This is a genomic window from Bacillus pumilus, assembly GCF_003431975.1.
GTDB lineage: Bacteria > Bacillota > Bacilli > Bacillales > Bacillaceae > Bacillus > Bacillus pumilus_N.
Genome location: NZ_CP027116.1, coordinates 1,248,217 through 1,267,931, shown reverse-complemented (window position 1 = coordinate 1,267,931; position 19,715 = coordinate 1,248,217). Strand labels below are relative to the sequence as shown.

Genomic DNA, 19,715 nt, shown 5'->3' with positions numbered 1-19,715 from the left:
CGCTATACTAAACACATCACAAAGGGGGAAGAATGATGAATCAGAAAAGCACAATATTTTGGGAAACCTATTGGAAAGAAAAATCAGAAAGTGCTCCAGCTGACGCCTCTGTTTCCGATTGGGCTTTTGGAGCAGATTCAGATCATTTGCTTGACCTTGTTTTGCAAGGGAAAAAAACAGCCACTTGTTCTGGACACCTTTTTTACGAAAAAGAACAGGAGCCGCTTCCAAGAACCGGTCAATATGCGGTCATTTTGAACAGCGATGAGGAACCAAAAGCCATCATAGAGATAACGCATGTAGATGTCATGCCCATGAATGAGGTTCCTGAAGCATTTGCAAAAGCAGAAGGTGAAGGCGATCTTTCATATGACTATTGGTACAAATCACATCAAGAATTTTTCACAGCAGAATTAAAACCGTACGGATTAGAATTTAAAGAGGACATGCTTCTTGTTTGTGAGCGATTTAAGCTTGTTTATTCAGCTTCTTAACCTTTAAGCGGTGCCGAAAATGGCCCGCTTTTTTGCTTTCTTTTCTCCTTTCTGAAAAAGGTGAGTTGAGATCACATCTTTAGGTCAGAATAAGATCAAATAGAAAAAGTGAAGAAATTTTCGACTACACCTGTTTTTTTTCGACAAAAGAATATATAATTATTTGATGTGTGCATTGTCTCATTTATACAATGGAGGGTTTTTACATGTTAAAAAGGAAAAAAGACAAGTTTTCCGTCTTGTTAACGGAAATTGCTAAAAATTTAGATGAAACTGCTGAGTATTTTGTTAGCTATAAAGTAACAAATCAAACCACTCTGAAAGAATTTTCTGACACATTGAAGGAATATGAGACAAAAGGTGATAATCATGTTCATACCATGATTAAAGAGCTGAACAAAGCCTTTATTACACCGATTGAACGTGAAGACATTCTTCAATTGACGAATAGTCTCGATGATGTTTTAGACGGCATTGAGCATTTTTCAGCAACACTGGAAATTTATTCAATTACAAGCTCTGACGAACATATCGACAAATTCAGCCACTACATCAGAGAATGTGCGAAAGAAATTTTAATCACCATAGAATTACTGGCTGATAATCGCTTGAAAGATATTCATCCGCACGCAATCAAGATTAAAGAGATTGAGCATAATTGTGACAATCTTCACCGTAAATCACTAAAGAACTTGTTTGGAAAAGAAACAGATCCTATAAAAGTGATTCAATACAAAGAAATTTACGAAACACTTGAAGAAATCGCTGATTCCTGTCAAAGTGTTGCCAACAATCTAGAAACAATCATTATGAAGAATGCGTAACGGGGTTAGTTAAACATGGACACTTTACTCATCCTTACCATACTTATTGTCATTTGTGCACTTGCTTTTGATTTCATTAACGGATTCCACGATACAGCAAATGCCATTGCCACTTCAGTTTCAACAAAGGCGTTAAAGCCTAGACATGCTATTATTATGGCTGCGTTCATGAACTTCTTAGGAGCAATGACATTTACAGGTGTGGCAAAATCCATTACAAAAGACATCGCAGATCCTTTTACACTTCAAAACGGATCTGTCGTCATTTTGGCTGCTTTAATTGCAGCTATTACTTGGAACTTGCTTACTTGGTATTACGGGATTCCGAGTAGTTCTTCACATGCACTGATCGGGTCAATTGCAGGAGCTGTCATTGCCTCTGCTGGTTTTGGCGCTTTAAACTATTCGGGATTCATTAAAATCATTCAAGCACTATTGCTTTCACCTATCCTAGCTTTCGTATTAGGATATATCGTGTATACCATTATCAAAATTATATTCCGAAACAACAATCTCGCAAAAACAAATAAACAATTCCGACGTGTTCAAATTTTAACGGCTGCACTGCAATCGTATACCCACGGAACAAACGATGCGCAAAAAGCGATGGGAATTATTACGATGGCTTTAATTGCAGGTAATTTGCATACAACAGACGACATTCCTTTCTGGGTACAATTCTCTTGTGCACTTGCAATGGGACTAGGTACGTCTATTGGCGGCTGGAAGATCATTAAGACAGTCGGCGGTAAAATTATGAAAATTCGTCCAGTAAACGGAGTATCTGCCGACTTAACGGGTGCAGCTATCATCTTCGGTGCGACATTTATTCACTTACCTGTTAGTACGACTCACGTGATCTCTTCTTCTATTCTAGGTGTAGGTTCTGCACACAGAGTAAAAGGGGTAAACTGGGGTACGGCAAAACGTATGCTTGTCACTTGGGTGATCACTTTACCGATATCAGGAACACTAGGAGCGCTTATATACTTTGTGTTAAACGCGATTCTCTAATCTGAAAGACCTGTCAGACAGGTCTTTTTTTATTTTTCTGCACACTCACATCCCCTTTTGTTCAAGCCATTTTTTCATGAAGCAGGGTTTCCATTCATATCCATAGAAATAACTAAGTATCCATCTGTCTATGGGAGAGAAGAACATGCTATTATTTTTTCAATTGACCGTATGGTTATTGCTCGGTGCTCTTGCTGTATATGTATTTGCCGTGTGGCGCTTTGAACAAAAAGTAAAAGAAAAGATGTTTGCCATTCGTAAAACGTGGTATTGGATTTATGTAGCTGGTGCTGTTGTGTACTGGACAAATGACCCTTCTTCGATCTTCACCGATTGGATGCATTACTTGATTATTGCTGTATTTTTCGCATTAACCGATGCATTCATCTTTCTCAGCTCCTATATTAAAAAACTCGGAAATCACGAACTGGAAACCGATACCCATCAACTCCTTGAACAAAATAACGATCTACTTCATTCTTACCTCAATAAACTAAAAACGTACCAATACCTATTGAAAAACGAACCGATCCATGTATATTATGGAAGTGTAGAGGCATATATCGAGGGGATTGAGCGGCTCATTTATTCTTTTGCCGACAAAATGAATATTCAAGCGGTGCTTTGTCCATACGATACGCAGGAACAAAAAGATGACCTACTGCGGACACTTGACCAGCGAGCACTCATTCAGGCAAAGCTTGACAGGCAGGAAGTATATTACGATGATTACGGTAAATTGGTGCTCATCCCGTTTTCTGTAGCAGATGATCACTTCGTCATTAAGCTCACCTCTGATGAGATTGTCACTGAGTTCGACTATTTGTTAATGACGTCACTTACAACCATTTATGATCTAATCTTGCCTGACGAAGAGGAAGGTGATGAAGATGGACCACGCACTTCAAGGGGATAACAACAATCGTAAGAAAAACCCTTTTAAAATTTTAAAGAAAAAGCGTCATATCAGTATGGCCGATTACAAGGTAAGCCCACATACAGAACGTATTTTTAAAAAGAATGAACAGCTCTTGGATGAGTATAAAAATAAAAAGGCTTGATTACACTAAAGGACGCGGAACAAAATCCGCGTCCTGCTTCCATTTTCACATAGACTTGCATACAATAATCTATACGCAGCAACGATTGAGGTGCCAAAAATGAAAAAGAAAATCAAACAATTGAGATATATTCAGTTTGCAGAATTTCAGCCTTCTCCTTATATCCGACAATTAAACGAAAAAAGTGAAGCAGTCATCCAATCATACAAACAAAAACACTCACTTATTTAACAGTTCCAGCAGCTTATCCTTCGTTTTAGGGCCATATACTCCATCACTTGTCAAACCATTCATCAACTGAAAACGCGCTACGGCATCCGCCGTTTTTTTTCCGTAAACTCCGTCGATCCCTTTATTTGCAGCTGCTTTATCAGGATAAAAATAAACAGCAGCAAGTGCTTTTTGGACGAGGCGTACGTGCTCTCCCTTTGTCAGTGGAGACGTCACCTTTAACACCCCATCTGGCAGCTCATACATGCTCTTTGCATCGTTACGATAAATTTTAAGAACCTGTCCAATTTGAATCTTATTCGGATCACTAATATCATTCCATTTCTGTAAATCTTGAACTGTCACCCCGTGAGCTTTGGCAATACTCGTTAACGTATCCCCGCTTTTGACGACATACGTGATAACCGTCTCTGGATCTCCTGCCGTTTCAATTCCTTTTTTAAATTCATCCCATGTAGAAAGAAGCTGGCGTGGACATGCTTTTCCAGACCAGTGCTGATGTGTGACCACATTGGCTAGTGGAATGTGATGTTCTTTTAATAGCTTTTGAATCAGCCATTGTGCATGTTTAACCGCTTGCTGAAAATTCCCATCTTCATTTTCACAAATTTCAATTCCGATCGACTTCCGATTACCACTCCCGTGTCCATCCCCAGCATGCCAGCCATTTTCATTTAACGGCAGGTGCTGAAAAATTTCATGATCATCCACTGTAAAATGCCAGCTGACCTCTGTCGTTGGACGTTTTACATAGGCCGCATGACTTTTCGCATCCGCTCCCTTTGACGTGTTTGCTGTGTTATGAACCGTCACATACTCAGGCGTCATCGCATACCCTGGGCGGTTTCCGTTTCCAACTGGAATAAAATCTTGATAAATTTGTACCATGTACTGCACTCCCTTTTGCTAGATTGAATTGATCTTTCTCATCTATCGGTGGCGTCCGTAAGACAAACTTTGTTTGTTTTCAAAAGAAGACTATGGTAAAATTTGAATTCATTCCACTCTTTTTAGTAGTGAAGAATGCAAAAATACAGAAAAAAACAGGAATTAATTCCATTTTTCCTTGATTTTATGTTAAAATTGTTAAAAATAAGCCGATATAAAAAGTAAGCAATAGCTTTATTAGCTATTTGGTCCTATATGGACTTTTCTTTTACACCAAAAATAGAACATACGTTTGTATGGAGGTTTTTAAATGACTGGTTTTTTAACCCATTTAGAAGAAGATATTAAGCGGTTATATGCTCAACTACAAATAAACGGTCCTGCTTACAGAGAGATGGGCCGGATCGCTTCTGAATTTCATGTGTGGGTCCATTATGAGGAGACTCGCAGTATGATGGTCAAGCATCAAGGGCTTTACAGCATTATCTTAAACAGATCCCTATCAGCAGAAGAACAATGGCAAGATTTTGCCCATGAGCTTTGTCATGTGCTAAAGCATACGGGCAATCATTTCAAGATGCACAAGCTTTTTCGCGAACTGCAGGAATTTCAGGCAAAACAATTCATGTATCACTTTTGTGTTCCAACCTTTATGCTACTGCAAATGAAGCTTCCATCCCTTCGGCAGCAAGCCATTTTGCATATTGCTCAAACGTTTCACGTCACCTGGGCTTTTGCTGAAAAGCGGCTTGCCTTATTCGAACAGCGAAAAGCCGGCATTCGCTTTCAACAGGAGTTTACAGCTTATTTAATGAAAGCAGAGAGGGTTGCAGAAAAAGAAGCCGTTTATCATACGTAAATGCTTGAACATAAAAACGATATTGAATTTTATTCATAAAGGGCTAATACTTGCTTGAGTACATTTGTATACCGATAAAATTCTTCAGTCTGTGTATCACGCCGGTAGCGCCGCCTAAAGTCTTGAAAGAATGCTCTTCTTTGCGCCTGACTAATTTCAAGTTGTACACTTTTTCCTGTCAAACATTGATTATTGATATTGTGAGGATGTGTTCCAGAAAAACGATCAGACTCAGATAGCAGCAATGCTTGAAAACCATTGAGCGTTAAATGTTTCACTGTTTCTGCTGCTCTTTCTCTGTCTGTACCTCCCACTAACGTTTGAAGCACCTCTGTTTCTCCGTAACCATGGAGTGCAAACGTATAATGGTGGGTATGCACATAAGAAAGACAAATTGGTTCATCGAAACGTGTACTTGTAATATGAAGAATCTGATTGCCTTTTACTTTAAGGCCTTCGAATAAATACATAGAATAGTTACTTGCTATTTCATGAATGAGCTCACTCACGCCTGATTCAATTCCTCCTGCATGAGGCGACAAAACCAAAAGCTGGTCACCTTTCCGCTCGTGAAGAATTTGATAATCAATTCCTTTTCTTTCATGAGCGGAAAGCTCTTCATAATTTTGATACGTATCAATGATTTGCGTCATGTCATCTGCCCCATTTCTCTATATGAGCATAAGTCTACTGATCCCTCATTCTTTTGTAAAGAGGTTTCGAATCAAATACACACTTGAATTCTTCCTTAAATTTTCCTTATCTTTACGGCTTTCTGTTGAATTTCGAGAAAAAATAACCGATAATTGAAACGAATAGAACTTTTGGACTATATGAATCTTTTTGTATTCTCTCTCATAAATTAGAAATATTGTAATCTACATCTGGAGGAATTCATGTTAAAAAAGAAAACCACCATCACCCTTATCATCCTATTCCTTAGCTTCGCTGGTATTATTTATTGGAAATGTTTCTCTCTTCAAGGCGTATCTCACGGAACATTCATCCGCTCGATATCATCACCCGACGGAATGTACATCATCAACACCTATCAGCATAGCGGAGGGAAGCTAAAGGAAAACGCAGTCAGAGCAGAAATTGAAAACAAATTGACCCACCGTAAGAAGACGATTTACTGGAAATACCCTGATAAAGACCCTCTCATCCAATGGAAAAATGGGCAGCTTGTTCAAATTGGACATGAGTTTTTAAATGTGGTGAAGGGCGAAACGTACGATTATCGCTTTGACCAGAACAAGAGAAAATAACGAATGACAAAAAAACGAATCCTCTTGGATTCGTTTTTTTACGTTGACATCACCGTTTGCATGAACTCCTTCATATCTTTACTCACCGTCGTCAATCGATCGACAATTTCACTAAACTCTGTTACAAGTAAAGCCTGTTCCGATGAAGAACCTTTCATATGATCCATACTTTCAAGTAATGTATGTATATTGGAGGAAATCCCTTGTAGTGAGCTCTCTATGTTTTCTGTTGCACGTGAAGTTTCACTTGAAAGCTTTTGAACCTCGCTTGCTACCACACTAAAACCTGCTCCCTCTTTTCCTGCCCTGGCCGCTTCAATTGACGCATTCAATCCTAGCAAACTCGTTTGTTTCGAGATGCCTTTAATCATTTTTGTAATATCGGCTGTTTGTTTTGAGCTTTCAAGCGTCTGCTGCGTTTGTAAGGTCATTTCCTCACTTGTAGCAGAAAGCTCCTCTGAATGCGCCGCGACGACATGCACCTTTTCTTGAATGCTTTGAATAATGTCATTCAATGATTCCATATACGCTTCAAGCTCTAATTGATTTTTGATTGGAAATCCTAAAGCGAGTGCTCCAATAACTTGATGATTTTCATCAAAGATTGGCAATCCCATTGCATTTAATGGTACGCCATACACTGATTCCGGCACAAACATACTAGATGTCTCACCTCTGAGCGCTTTTTTCATATTCAGATCATCTGGTTTAATACGTTCACCCGCTCGAATTTGAAAATCAACATCTTTCGATGGCAAATACAGCAAGAATTTCTCTCGGTCAATGACACCCATTGTCACTTCATTCTTTAAAATTTGCATGATGTAAGGTGCTGCTGTCACAATACTCTGTAGTATATTCATTTTCTCTACCTCCTCTCTGTATTTATCGGTCGCTCCTCTTCATTTAATAGTTGTTTTTAAGAAATAATGATTATGATTGAAGATTTTTTTCATTTTTTCATGTAAAAATTCGGTCATTGCCTTTCTATATCATGAGGAACGTGTGTAGTTTTAGAAAAACATAAAGTTATCTCAATTCAGTTTAAAAAGGGAACGAATCAAGTCAACGGAGTGAAGGGCGGCATGAAAAGGAAAGGAGCATTTGTGAAATGTAAGCATACTTAGTGATCGATACGACTGGCCTTACTACAGTCAGATGAATGAAGTTTGTCACTTGGTGACAGCAGAAGAAAAATTCAACACGCCAATGAACTTGAATGGTGGAATCAAGAGGACGATGAACACAATCAAGTTTTTTTCCATGAAGCGATTCCTGACTTTCGATTGTAGCACCTGCTGTCATTGGAGTGAAACAAAAAAAGCCCCATTAAGGGGCCTTCTTTAACGTAATAATTGAAGTACGTTTTGCGGTTGTTGGTTTGCTTGAGCTAACATTGCTTGAGACGCTTGAGAAAGAATGTTGTTCTTTGTGAACTCACTCATTTCTTTCGCCATGTCAACGTCACGAATACGAGACTCAGCAGCTGTTAAGTTTTCAGCAGAAGCACCAAGGTTGTTGATTGTGTGCTCTAGACGGTTTTGGACGGCACCAAGTGCTGAACGCTGTTTAGATACTGCCCCGATCGCTTCATCAATTTTTGCTACTTCGACGTCAAAGTCAAAGCCATCTTCATTCACTGTAATATCTTTAACAGTCAAGGTTTCAGCGTCCATTTTGCCGATCTTTACGTTAATATTTTGGTCAATGTTTGCGCCAATTTGAAATTGGAATCCATCTTCAACGCTACCATCTAACAGATTCTTTCCGTTAAATGCTGTACGTTGAGATATCCCATCAATTTCATCCACCAAAGCCGTGAGTTCTTCTTGAATGGCTGTTAAATCTTCTGTTTGTTGAGTCCCAACGTTACCCGCTTGAACAGTTAGTTCACGCATACGTTGAAGGATCGCATGTGTTTCAGTTAATGCACCTTCAGCTGTTTGAATAAGAGAAATACCGTCCTGTGAGTTTTTAGAAGCCATTTCTAAGCCGCGGATTTGTCCACGCATTTTTTCAGAGATGGCAAGACCTGCTGCGTCATCTCCTGCGCGGTTGATACGAAGACCAGAAGAAAGTTTCTCCATGTTCTTTTGTCCTGCTCCATTGTTTGCAGACAAACGGTTCAATGTGTTAAGTGCTGCGATATTGTGGTTAATTCTCATTTCCTATTACCTCCATGTGTTTGAACCAATTGAACATCCTTGTCCAAAAGTTCTAAATTAGAATTTTTTTGTAAGCCTTACAATCCCTTTATCGAACTTGAATGGAATTTGTTTAACAAAAAAGGAATAAATAAGGTGAAAGTCTCATTCGTTATGATCGTTTCGCTAGAGTATGCCAAATTTAAAGGTCATTTTTCATGATTTATCAGAGGGATTTAAGAATCATAAGACTGGAGAAAATGCGAAGGAAAAAACAGCATAAAAAAAAGCCCCATAAAAGGGGCTCTTCATTAACGTAGTAATTGAAGTACGTTTTGTGGCTGTTGGTTCGCTTGTGCAAGCATTGCTTGAGAAGCTTGAGAAAGAATGTTGTTCTTTGTGAACTCACTCATTTCTTTCGCCATGTCAACGTCACGGATACGAGACTCAGCAGCCGTTAAGTTTTCACCAGAAGCACCAAGATTGTTGATTGTGTGCTCTAGACGGTTTTGAACTGCACCTAGTTTACCACGTTGAGATGATACTTTGTTGATTGCTTCGTCGATTCCAGTAAGTTGGTTGTCAAAAGATGTAGTAGCAAAAGCCGTTACATCAATAGCACTAATGGCAACAGTAGTTCCTAAATTAGCGGATTTCATACTCTCAATATTTAAAGTCAATTTTTGGCCAGTATTTGCTCCAATTTGAAAAACAAGATCATCTGTTCCATTAGCAAAAGAACCATCTAGAAGAGTTTTACCGTTGAATTGAGTACGATCACCAATTCCATCAATCTCTTCTATTAAAGCATCCATTTCATCTTTAATAGCAGATAAATCTTCAGGTTCCTGTGTACCTGTGTTACCTGCTTGAACAGTTAGTTCACGCATACGTTGAAGGATTGCATGCGTTTCAGTTAATGCACCTTCAGCTGTTTGAATAAGAGAGATAGCGTCTTGTGAGTTTTTAGAAGCCATTTCTAATCCACGGATTTGCCCTCTCATTTTTTCAGAGATGGCTAGACCTGCTGCGTCATCTCCTGCACGGTTGATTTTAAGGCCAGAAGAAAGTTTCTCCATGTTCTTTTGGCTCGCGCCATTGTTTGCAGACAAACGGTTTAATGTGTTAAGTGCTGCGATATTGTGGTTAATTCTCATTTCCTATTACCTCCATGTATGCGGGACCTGACAGACGTCCTTGTCTGAAAAAAGTCCTTTATTCTAGGGCTTATCAACCCTGACATTTAAATTATCGGATTATTTTATAGGATGTTTAGCATACTTTACATTTAAATTATTTTTTTGCTTCTATAATCTATTTATCAAATTGGATCTGCACAAACACGATAGAATACATTTTCTTGACTAAACATAAAAAAGCCCCATAAAGGGGCCTTTCATTAACGTAGTAATTGAAGTACATTTTGTGGTTGTTGGTTCGCTTGTGCAAGCATTGCTTGAGACGCTTGAGAAAGAATGTTGTTCTTTGTGAACTCACTCATTTCTTTCGCCATGTCAACGTCACGGATACGAGACTCAGCAGCCGTTAAGTTTTCACCAGAAGCACCAAGGTTGTTGATTGTGTGCTCTAGACGGTTTTGGACTGCACCTAGTTTAGAACGTTCTGAAGACACACTTGTGATTGCTGCATCAATTTTTGCGATTTCTGTGTCAAAACTGAAAGCTGCATCAGCAACATTAATCGCATCTACGCCTAAAGCAGTTTCATCCATATTAGCAATTGTAACATCGATATTTTGACCTGAGTTAGCACCAATTTGGAATGTAAATGCTCCTCCAGTACCATCTAATAACTTCTTACCGTTAAATTCAGTACGGTCAGAGATTCCACCAATCTCTAATACTAAAGCATCCATTTCATCTTTAATAGCAGTTAAATCCTCAGTTTGCTGAGTACCTGTGTTACCTGCTTGAACAGTTAGTTCACGCATACGTTGAAGGATTGCATGCGTTTCAGTCAATGCACCTTCAGCTGTTTGGATAAGAGAGATACCGTCTTGTGCGTTTTTAGAAGCCATTTCTAATCCGCGGATTTGTCCACGCATTTTTTCAGAGATTGCAAGACCTGCTGCGTCATCTCCTGCGCGGTTGATTTTAAGACCAGAAGAAAGTTTCTCCATGTTCTTTTGGCTTGCACCGTTGTTTGCAGACAAACGGTTTAATGTGTTAAGTGCTGCGATATTGTGGTTAATTCTCATTTCCTATTACCTCCATGTATGTGGGACCTGACAGACGTCCTTGTCTGAAAAAAGTCCTTTATTCTAGGGCTTATCAACCCTGACAATTCTATTATCGGATATGGTTATAGGATGTTTAGCAGATTTTTAAAAAAATAACGCATTTTTTTCATGATTTTAATCCTATTTTTAACAATTTTATAAAAAAGCTGCTGATTTTAAATCAGCAGCTTTACCATTTGATAAAAATTAGTATTGCTTAATATCAAACATTAAGATATTTTGGTACACAACGTAATCTTTCTTACTTGTGAAAGGGCCTTTATTGTGTTCGTCATTGATTTCATAGAAGTTCATTCCGATTCCAAAGCTTCTCTCTTTATACCAGTTTAGAAAATCGGTGATTTCTTTCATTGAAAGCAAATAATCCTTTTGCAGCCCGTTTATCATGGTAATTGAAAGTATACCTTTTGTTGCTTCTTCATCAGGTTTTGTTCCACCCTGATCTTTCGGCTCTTCTGTTGATCCATCCCCAGGTTTTGTTCCGTCCTGATCTTTCGGTTCTTCTGTTGATCCATCCCCAGGTTTTGTTCCGTCCTGATCTTTCGGTTCTTCCGTTGATCCATTACCAGGTTTTGTTCCATCCTGATCTTTTGGTTCTTCCGTTGATCCATTACCAGGTTTTGTTCCGTCCTGATCTTTCGGTTCTTCTGATGACCCATCATCTGGCTTTGTTTCACCTTCAGCAATCTGCAAATCTTTTAATGAGATAGAAATCACTGATTTGTAATCACTTTTAATCGATTTTGAATGGTAATACTCTTTGAAATTTCTTCCACCTATGATATATATCGTACCATCAAGTGTTACAGCACTTGATCCAACTCTAGCTTCAGGCAATTCGCTTATACTTCTTTTCACAGAATTAGAATTGGCATCATAATACTGTGTATACGGTGATATTGGGCTGGATCTGTCATTGTCATACTGACCACCTATCATTAAGAATTTCCCCTGATATGTTGTAAATGCAGCCCCTAGTTGATAAAACTTCAACTTTGATTTCATTTGTGTCCATTGATTTGTTTCAATGTTATATTCATATACTTGGGCATTTTTGTGATTACTAACCGTTCTTTCTCCACCTGTAGCATATATCTTATTGTCAATGACTTCTGACATAGACATTCCAGTAAATTGCTGAGGAAACATTTTTAATTGTTGCCATTTATCCGCTTTTGTATCATAACTATAAAAATTATGTTCTTGAAAAGAGCTTTTATTCGTTGCAAGGATATAAATCTTATCATTTACAACACTCGCACTTATATCGCCTTGTGTCACAGCAGAGTATGGTATATTAATTGATGTTTCTGCCCATGTATCAGATTCTGCATCATAAATATCAATCGTATTTGCGCTCTCTCGGTATGCTCCTCCAATGACGTAAATTTTCTTACCTATCGCCACTGCCGTACTATCTGTTCTTTTTCTAGGCATGTCAGCTTTTGAGCTCCACTCATTTTTGTGAGGATCATACATGTAGGTACTTTTATTACTAGATGATTTTTCACTACTTCCACCAAAAACAAAAATCTTTCCATTTACTACTGCGGAACTAGAATGAAGTCTCTCTTCCGGTAAGTCCGCTCGCTTCGTCCAACCATTCGTCTCTGCTGCATGAGCTTTTAACGGATGGATTGTGACCATCATCAAAATGGTCAAAAACATTAAAAATAAACCTTTTTTCATCATTACTTTCCTCCATATCTTAAATATCCCTCCTTTTATCGACATATTTGGAATAAAATTTAATTTTTATTATTTTAAACCAGAATGAATATTTCTAGTTATTTACCCTCACACATACATCACAGGCGTCGATATTTTAATAATCTTCCCGCCTCGACGATAAAACCTCGGCACACGGCGGCTTAAGGTGGCGATGACTTCGTAGTTGATCGTATTAAGCATTTCGGCAATTTCATCGACAGAAATTTCTCCGCCTTTTTGACGGCCGTAAATGACGACTTCCTCGCCTTGCTTTGCCTTCATTTCTCCTAGACTGATCATCGTCATATCCATTGTGACTCGGCCAGCAATCGGCATTCGTTTTCCGCGGAAAAGCATAAATCCTCGATTTGATAAAGCGCGCGAGTACCCATCCGCGTAACCGATCGGTATAGTGGCAATGACTTCATCGGGTTTTGCTACATAGGTTGCCCCATAGCTGACGGTTCTTGGCTCTGTTACCATTTCCTTTACGAAAGCAATTCTTGCTTTTAAACTGAGAGCTGGTTCCAATTGAACAGCATCTAAGCTTTGAATATATTTCGAGGGATACAGTCCATATATCCCGATACCCAGCCGAATCATATCAGCGCTAAATTCAGGGAACGCGATGGCAGCCGCTGTATTGTTCATATGTACGGTCGGCAGCTTAATTCCTTGTTTTTTTAAAAACTGAAGAAAATCAATAAAAATGCTATGTTGCAGCAGTGTGAAATCAGGGTCAGGCTCATCTGCCGTGGAGAAATGCGTGAAAATCCCGTCCCATCTAAGATATTCACTTTTTTCAAGTGCCTCTATCACTCCTAACAGTTCTTCCTTTGTCCGTCCACCTAATCGTCCCATCCCTGTGTCGACATTGATATGAATCCCAAGCCGGCGCTGACTTTCTTCTTCCGCTAAGATCTCATTTGCTTGAACAATCCAGTCTTCACGGAGGCCAGATAGGTCAATTTTCCATGCCGCAGCCCTTTTCACACAATCGAGTGGGGTAAATCCAAGAACCAAAATCGGTGCTTCAATTTTTGCTCTTCGTAGCACAATCCCTTCTTCCAAACTGGCAACTGCCAGCTCTGTCGCACCGCTTTCCAGTGCCTGTCGCGCTACCTCCACTGACCCGTGTCCATAAGCATTCGCTTTCACCACTGCCATGATCTTACTTTTCCTTTGAATATGCGCTTGAATGGCTTGTATATTTCTCTTTATTGCATCAAGACTGACTTCGATCCAGACTTCTCGGCAAATCTTTTGCACTCGTATAACCTCCCTGCTTATCTCATACATCATTTTTCCTCATGCATTATGTTTATTCCATGTTGCATGCAAACATTCAAGACTCTCATGTATGAGTCTGTTCCTCTTCAAAAATGTTATATCGAGTGCTTAGATTAGCTAGTGAACGACCCTAAACCTTCATAAAGTAAGTATGACGATTAGCCATTGCTGTCGCACGAAATTGTCGAACTATTTTATACCCTTCAGTGATATTCATATCGACACTTGAATAAGTCACCTTCACCTACTTGCACCTCGTCAATTATGCAGCGTGAATCCTTTCATATAAGAAAAAACACCATCCAGCAAAATGACTGAATGATGTTTTTTCATGTGTTTCTGTACATCTTTAAATGATTGATGGTGTCAACCTCTAGCACACTATAGCATCCTTTAGTAACTTCATTCATGATCTCAAATATTCCCCTGGAAATAACCTATTTGATTAAATACTAACGCATGCCAGCTATAGGTTCATTCACATACCAAAGAATGTGACAATATTTAACTAGGGAACGTCACACTTTCAATTTTGTTCACATCTATTAAAGTAGGTCCCGTACCTCCTAATCCTGGGTCATTAAAAAATACAATGCCCGCCAATTGATTAAACGTGACAAAATTTCCTGGGCCATAAAAGAAACCTGAATCACCAACGATGCTGAGATCAGTTCCTGGTGGAAGTCCTGCAAAAAGTCCACTAAATTTCGCTGTACTTGTACTAGGTGTGGATGATTGATTACCTAACCCTACATTTTGTGAGATGTTTAAGCCTAGAGCTGATAAATCCTGTGTGATATTTGCCATGAAAAAGCCTCCCTTTCTCTAACTTTATCTTTTATTCAATATAGTGTATTCCAATCTAAAGTTTTTGAATGAGTTTATAGTGGAGTTTTATAGAAGAAAAAAATGTAACACGTCTAGTGGAGGAGTCAACCCAATCTCACTTTCAATACCTACACGAATGAGACAATTTGGTATGAAATAAGCTGTACTGTTTTCACATAGCGGTTTTTCAAAAGATAAAAGCCACTCTTAATTCAAGAATGGCAATTGATCGTTTAAATGATTTTTGACCATCTATTTTTTTAATCCTTCATCATATCTAAATTCTTTTTGCTTCCGTATGGTCCTATATTTCTCATATACATCATTTTCTATTTTTTACCATTTTAATTTTGTAATTCATGATTTCCCTCCAAAACTTATTGGAAGATTGGCCAATCATTCCTTATATCCATCGGTAACATCCTTTAAAATATCATGCAGTAGGCTATTTAAAATAAATGAATTTATTATGAAAAATATATCCAATCTGATGGTTAGGTAAAAGATTAAGCCATTTGGCCGCTCTCTTATTATTGATTTTGCTTGGAAGACTTAGTATTGATAAAGGTGACGATCAAATAGAAAATTGTTCCGAAAAACATACCATGTAACAAACTGCTCACCAGCATCTTACTTATAAGGACAACATAATAGAACGCTGGTGTCCCATATTGAATAGGCTAATCATAAAGGTTAAAACAAATAATATAGTGGAAATCCTTCGGAGTTATTTTGATTTTAACATTTTAATGACTCCGAATTCATGCGAAATATTCAAGATCACCCTTAAAATAAAAAGCCCCATTAAGGGCCTTTTATTTAAGCAGAATAACCGATACTCGCCGTATGACCTCTCCTAGCTTCATCATGGCTTGCTGTTACTTCAGACGTAAAATAACCTAAGACACTTATGACACTGATCATGATGAATATTACTGATAACGATTTAAATTTCATACAGACAGTCACCCCGCTTCACTTGAGTTTGGAAATAAAGAATTTTTTCATAGAAATGCATTGCATTGTCTTTATCTCCCATCTCATTATAATATTTTGCAGCATCTTTTGCTAAATCTTCAAGATCAGGATACATTAATTTGATTTCTAACAATTCCATTATTTTTTCTAACTGCTCAAAATTGTTTTCAATGTATAGGGATCTTAAAAACTTGAATATCAATAATAGAACATGATCTTTCAGCTTTTCAGATAGTTCTATGCCGTTATTTAAAGCATATGTACCTAGATCCTTTTCTTTCTTTTTGAAGTAGGCTTTTGACAACATAACGAGAGGATCTAAAATTCTATTTAAATGTTCGTACCCCTGCTCTCTAAATGCTCGAATAGAGTCATTAAAGTGAATAATCGCTTGTGCTAAATCTTTGTTATGAAAATAACTCAACCCTAAATTATAAAGTGCTGATCCTTTTAGTCGTTTTGTTGAGTTGTCGGCGGCTTTTTCTAGAGCGTGTTGAAAATGGGGTATCGCTTTTTCGGGGCAGCCCATATCTATATAGTTTAATCCGATCACAAAAGAACATTGGATTTCTCTGACTGTGTATGTATCTTTTTCTCGGTAACATTCTATCGCCTGCGCAATATGGTGCATGGACATGTGGGTTTGTTTCATGTGGTAATAGATTTCTGCCATTTTGTAATTGAACTCGGCACGCTCAATATCGTCACTGACAAGAGACAGCTTTTTTTCAGCCCGCTTATAGAAGGTAATCGCATTTAGATATTCATAGTTTTCAAATTCGTACATACCGTAGAAAAAATTAAAGTAATACTCGAGTAATCCTGTTAATTTCTCTTGATCCCTTTTGATTTTCAATGCGAGTTCCCTGAAGTTCGCCCGCTCTTTCCCATTTTCTAAAGGATTCAAGTAATCAAGCATTAATTTATGTCTGAATTCCATAAGTGAGAAATACAATAATAAATCCTGATTCTCTTCCATATAATCAAGCATTGATTTGATTTCTTCTTTATATGCCTCGGCGTCCGGTACATTAAATCGTTGAATATGATAATACCATTCATTGATTTTCAAGCCGACGTGAGAAGAAAGCACTTTCTCCATCAGTCCTTACCCCTTCCTCGATTTCCCCTATAATGACATATATTATCATTTTATGAATCATTCGACACCGAAAAGAAACCGCAAAAAGGCCCTGTAGAGGGCTGAGTAAATGATAAGATAAAATGAATTCTATTCATAAACAAGCACCCAATACTCGCCCCAATTCCCCTTCTTCTACAACGGCCTTCCAGCCTCTTTTTTGATAAAAAGATAAAGCTTTGATAGATTACAAAGCGATCCCACTTGTTGTGTTTCAAGCGTTCAAAGTAGCTGTTGTGGAAAAACAAGTGAACTTGTCTTGCTTGTTTTTCCACAATTGAAAGAAGATAACATCACCATGTTTACAGGAGCAAACGTCATAGATGACGAGCAGCATTTAAGCGGAATCAGGACCCTCGGTGATACCTCCAATGGCATATATGTGCGGAATGGAAGTTCTGCATTGTTACTCCGTATTCAGTTGGGTGGTTTTCAAGAAGGCAGCTCTTGAGCAAAATAATCGCCATAGCCTATTTATAGGAATAGGCTATGGCGATTTCAAATGAATATTTATATTAAAACGTCGGTCAATTGATCATTAATTGGATCCTACTTCCCGCTTTTTACCGAGATTCATGGATAACTGAACGCCAATCATCAGCATGACGATGACAACCATTGCAACAATAGAAGCATAAAAATGTCCACTTAGATCGAAAATCAAACCAATGAAAAATGGACCAAACCCACCCATGATATACCCGCCCATCTGTGACATGGCGGACCATGTACCAGCTTCCTCAGGTGTACGTGTTTCAATAATGGGCAGCATAAGTGCTAAAGGAAATAGTCCACCTGCCCCAATTCCTAGAAAAATGACAGCTGGCAAGATCGGTATTGGAAGCAGAAGGAAAATAAGGCCGATCAACTCTGACACACTGCATAAGATCAGAACTAATTTTGGTCTCCCTAAGCGAGTGACAATCCCCGGAACGAAGAGTGCTACCGGAATCTGAATGAGTGTAAATATCGTCAGCAGCATGGCAGCATATTGCGGACTGTTTCCAAAACTAATGGCAATAGGTGCAATCCATGCTGTTAACGAATAAAACATGCTGGACATAAAGCCAAAAAACAAGGTGAATTGAATGGCTTTTTTGTTTCTCAGCGGGAGTCTTAGCGGTAAAACTGTATGATCAGCCTGTTGTTTTTTTCGAGCTAACCCCAGCCATAAGATCAATGCGATGACCCCTAAAACCGCCCAGCAAGACAAGGCGAGCGGAAGATTATGTTCACTACGAAGGTAAATCGGAATGGTGAATCCAGAAGCAAGTGCTGCCCCAGTCGTCATCGAAATGGAATAGACACTCACAATCCCTGGGTTTTTCGGGAAATACTTTTTGATAAAACTAGACAACAATGGGCCTGCAAAGCTAATCCCAACTCCTCCTACAAATGCAGTGATGAGAAGGATGGCAACCGTTTGACTCGTCCCACGTAGTCCAGTAGCAATCGTGATGAGAAGAATCGAGAAAAAAAGCGTTCTCTCTAAACCAAAACGGCGGCTTAGTTTAGTTGCTACAGGTGCAAACACCCCCATGCACAAGACCGGTAAAGTGGTCAATAGACTTGCTGTCAGCCCACTCACACCAAGGTCTGTTTGGATCATGCTCATCATAGAAGCGACGGACGTAATGATTGGGCGCAAGTTTAATGCAGCTAAAAATAAAGCGGCTAAATAAAATATTTTTTTCATCAATGCAATTCTTCCTCTCTCAACTTGTTGAAGTTACTTTGAGTATAAATCCGCCGCATTCATTGATCAATACAATAATTCGTATTATGATGATAGTAAAAAACTATTATTAATGAAAGGATGACAAATGGATACTCGGCATATTACATATTTCATGGCTGTATTCGATCATTTACATTTCACAAAAGCGGCTGAGCAACTAGGGATATCACAGCCTACATTAAGCCAGCAGATTCGGCTGCTTGAAGCAGAAGTTGGGATGCCGCTCTTTGACCGAATCGGCAAAAAAGTCGTCGCAACCGAAGCGGGTTCTCTGCTATATCAATATGGGATGAAAATGCTTCAAGCTGAAAGAGATGCAAAAAATGCGATGAAAGAACTGTTATCTGAAAAACGAGGAACCATTCGACTTGCCGTACTCCCCTCGGACCTTGACTTTCAGCTCGTTCCGCTTTTTGTAGAATTCAAAACACTTTATCCCGAAACCAATTTGAAAGCATATTCAACGATCTTCGTGCGTGAAGAAGTACTGTCCCATAAAGTGGATCTCGGCATCGGGCTGCGAGGGCCTGCGGATAAGCGGCTCGTTCAAATTCCCCTTGGAAGTGAGCCCTACGAATTATTTGTTCATTCAAAAAGTGATCTAGCCCAAAAAAGTGAGGTGACATTGGAAGAGCTGACGCAGCACACTTTGGTCATGTATCCGAAGGGATATCTAGGAAGAGATTTAGTAGAAGACGTATGTAAAGAAAAAGGCGTTGAACTGGACACTGTTATGGAGGTTGGGTCCGCCTCTTCATTATTACAGCTGGTTGAAGCCGGCATCGGTGCAACCATTCAGCCGAGAGGATTACTGCAACACCATTCAACGTGGCCGAATATTGTTTCGATTCCCATTACTGAACCGTCACCTGTTCGTCACTTGGAATTAATTTATTATGCAGATCGATTTGTCAGCAAAGCACAGGAGCAGCTATCTGAATGGCTGATAGACTTTTTCAAATCAAGAACAAACTAAAATTGAGGGTA

At 38.8% G+C, this 19,715-nt stretch carries 20 protein-coding genes; 8 read left to right on the top strand and 12 right to left on the bottom strand.

Annotated elements, in window-relative coordinates; all coding sequences use genetic code 11:
- The first annotated feature begins 35 nt into the window (after nucleotides 1-35).
- The 5 genes from C5695_RS06415 (at nucleotide 36) to C5695_RS06395 (ending at nucleotide 3,393) form a co-directional block, all read left to right on the top strand.
- Nucleotides 36-494: an ASCH domain-containing protein gene (locus tag C5695_RS06415; protein ID WP_117730012.1), complete on the top strand. Its 459-nt coding sequence runs from the start codon at nucleotides 36-38 to the stop codon at nucleotides 492-494.
- Nucleotides 495-700: 206 nt separating this feature from the next.
- Nucleotides 701-1,318: a DUF47 domain-containing protein gene (locus C5695_RS06410; RefSeq protein WP_060699362.1), complete on the top strand. Its 618-nt coding sequence runs from the start codon at nucleotides 701-703 to the stop codon at nucleotides 1,316-1,318.
- A gap of 15 nt (nucleotides 1,319-1,333) precedes the next feature.
- Nucleotides 1,334-2,332, top strand: a complete 999-nt coding sequence (locus C5695_RS06405) for an inorganic phosphate transporter (protein WP_017359158.1) — start codon at nucleotides 1,334-1,336, stop codon at nucleotides 2,330-2,332.
- Nucleotides 2,333-2,477: 145 nt separating this feature from the next.
- On the top strand, nucleotides 2,478-3,248 hold the full coding sequence (locus C5695_RS06400; RefSeq protein ID WP_117730011.1) for a type II toxin-antitoxin system SpoIISA family toxin: 771 nt from the start codon (nucleotides 2,478-2,480) through the stop codon (nucleotides 3,246-3,248).
- On the top strand, nucleotides 3,217-3,393 hold the full coding sequence (locus C5695_RS06395; protein WP_078061713.1) for a type II toxin-antitoxin system SpoIISB family antitoxin: 177 nt from the start codon (nucleotides 3,217-3,219) through the stop codon (nucleotides 3,391-3,393). Before C5695_RS06400 ends, C5695_RS06395 begins: the two co-directional genes overlap by 32 nt.
- A 219-nt stretch (nucleotides 3,394-3,612) precedes the next feature.
- Here C5695_RS06395 and C5695_RS06390 read toward each other — a convergent pair whose 3' ends face one another.
- A complete protein-coding gene (locus C5695_RS06390; protein ID WP_117730010.1) occupies nucleotides 3,613-4,512 on the bottom strand; it encodes an N-acetylmuramoyl-L-alanine amidase in 900 nt (299 codons plus the stop codon).
- 310 nt (nucleotides 4,513-4,822) lie between these two features.
- Here C5695_RS06390 and C5695_RS06385 point away from each other — a divergent pair, with 310 nt between their 5' ends.
- Nucleotides 4,823-5,371, top strand: coding sequence for an ImmA/IrrE family metallo-endopeptidase (locus C5695_RS06385; protein WP_117730009.1), 549 nt, complete (start codon nucleotides 4,823-4,825; stop codon nucleotides 5,369-5,371).
- A gap of 29 nt (nucleotides 5,372-5,400) precedes the next feature.
- Here C5695_RS06385 and C5695_RS06380 read toward each other — a convergent pair whose 3' ends face one another.
- Nucleotides 5,401-6,024 (bottom strand): poly-gamma-glutamate hydrolase family protein, encoded by a 624-nt coding sequence (locus C5695_RS06380; RefSeq protein ID WP_117730008.1) that lies wholly within the window; start codon nucleotides 6,022-6,024, stop codon nucleotides 5,401-5,403.
- Nucleotides 6,025-6,267: 243 nt separating this feature from the next.
- Between C5695_RS06380 and C5695_RS06375 the strand changes: the two genes are divergently transcribed.
- Entirely contained in the window at nucleotides 6,268-6,639 is a 372-nt protein-coding gene (locus tag C5695_RS06375) for a DUF5412 domain-containing protein (protein ID WP_117730007.1), read from the top strand.
- Nucleotides 6,640-6,677: 38 nt separating this feature from the next.
- Here C5695_RS06375 and C5695_RS06370 read toward each other — a convergent pair whose 3' ends face one another.
- The 10 genes from C5695_RS06370 to C5695_RS06315 form a co-directional block, all read right to left on the bottom strand.
- Nucleotides 6,678-7,502 carry a methyl-accepting chemotaxis protein gene (locus C5695_RS06370; protein ID WP_117730006.1) on the bottom strand — a complete coding sequence of 275 codons (825 nt, stop codon included), beginning with the start codon at nucleotides 7,500-7,502 and terminating at the stop codon, nucleotides 6,678-6,680.
- A 480-nt stretch (nucleotides 7,503-7,982) separates the two neighbouring features.
- Entirely contained in the window at nucleotides 7,983-8,804 is an 822-nt protein-coding gene (hag, locus tag C5695_RS06365) for a flagellin Hag (RefSeq protein ID WP_117730005.1), read from the bottom strand.
- 290 nt (nucleotides 8,805-9,094) lie between these two features.
- Entirely contained in the window at nucleotides 9,095-9,940 is an 846-nt protein-coding gene (hag, locus tag C5695_RS06360; RefSeq protein ID WP_117730004.1) for a flagellin Hag, read from the bottom strand.
- Between the two features lie 242 nt (nucleotides 9,941-10,182).
- On the bottom strand, nucleotides 10,183-11,001 hold the full coding sequence (gene hag, locus C5695_RS06355) for a flagellin Hag (protein ID WP_117730003.1): 819 nt from the start codon (nucleotides 10,999-11,001) through the stop codon (nucleotides 10,183-10,185).
- A 228-nt stretch (nucleotides 11,002-11,229) separates the two neighbouring features.
- Nucleotides 11,230-12,732 carry a kelch-like protein gene (locus tag C5695_RS06350; RefSeq protein ID WP_117733025.1) on the bottom strand — a complete coding sequence of 501 codons (1,503 nt, stop codon included), beginning with the start codon at nucleotides 12,730-12,732 and terminating at the stop codon, nucleotides 11,230-11,232.
- A 108-nt stretch (nucleotides 12,733-12,840) separates the two neighbouring features.
- Nucleotides 12,841-14,022: an alanine racemase gene (gene alr, locus C5695_RS06345; protein WP_117730002.1), complete on the bottom strand. Its 1,182-nt coding sequence runs from the start codon at nucleotides 14,020-14,022 to the stop codon at nucleotides 12,841-12,843.
- Nucleotides 14,023-14,547: 525 nt separating this feature from the next.
- The gene (locus C5695_RS06340) at nucleotides 14,548-14,850 is read right to left on the bottom strand and encodes a hypothetical protein (protein ID WP_099727526.1); all 303 of its coding nucleotides are present in this window, start codon (nucleotides 14,848-14,850) and stop codon (nucleotides 14,548-14,550) included.
- 840 nt (nucleotides 14,851-15,690) lie between these two features.
- On the bottom strand, nucleotides 15,691-15,828 hold the full coding sequence (locus C5695_RS06330) for an aspartate phosphatase (RefSeq protein ID WP_117730001.1): 138 nt from the start codon (nucleotides 15,826-15,828) through the stop codon (nucleotides 15,691-15,693).
- Complete coding sequence (locus C5695_RS06325) at nucleotides 15,818-16,951, bottom strand: Rap family tetratricopeptide repeat protein (RefSeq protein ID WP_117730000.1); 1,134 nt, start codon at nucleotides 16,949-16,951, stop codon at nucleotides 15,818-15,820. The genes C5695_RS06330 and C5695_RS06325 overlap by 11 nt, the downstream gene beginning before the upstream one ends.
- Before the next feature lie 577 nt (nucleotides 16,952-17,528).
- Nucleotides 17,529-18,686 (bottom strand): MFS transporter, encoded by a 1,158-nt coding sequence (locus C5695_RS06315; protein ID WP_117729998.1) that lies wholly within the window; start codon nucleotides 18,684-18,686, stop codon nucleotides 17,529-17,531.
- Nucleotides 18,687-18,813: 127 nt separating this feature from the next.
- Between C5695_RS06315 and C5695_RS06310 the strand changes: the two genes are divergently transcribed.
- Nucleotides 18,814-19,704, top strand: coding sequence for a LysR family transcriptional regulator (locus tag C5695_RS06310; protein WP_117729997.1), 891 nt, complete (start codon nucleotides 18,814-18,816; stop codon nucleotides 19,702-19,704).
- The last annotated feature ends 11 nt before the right edge of the window (nucleotides 19,705-19,715 follow it).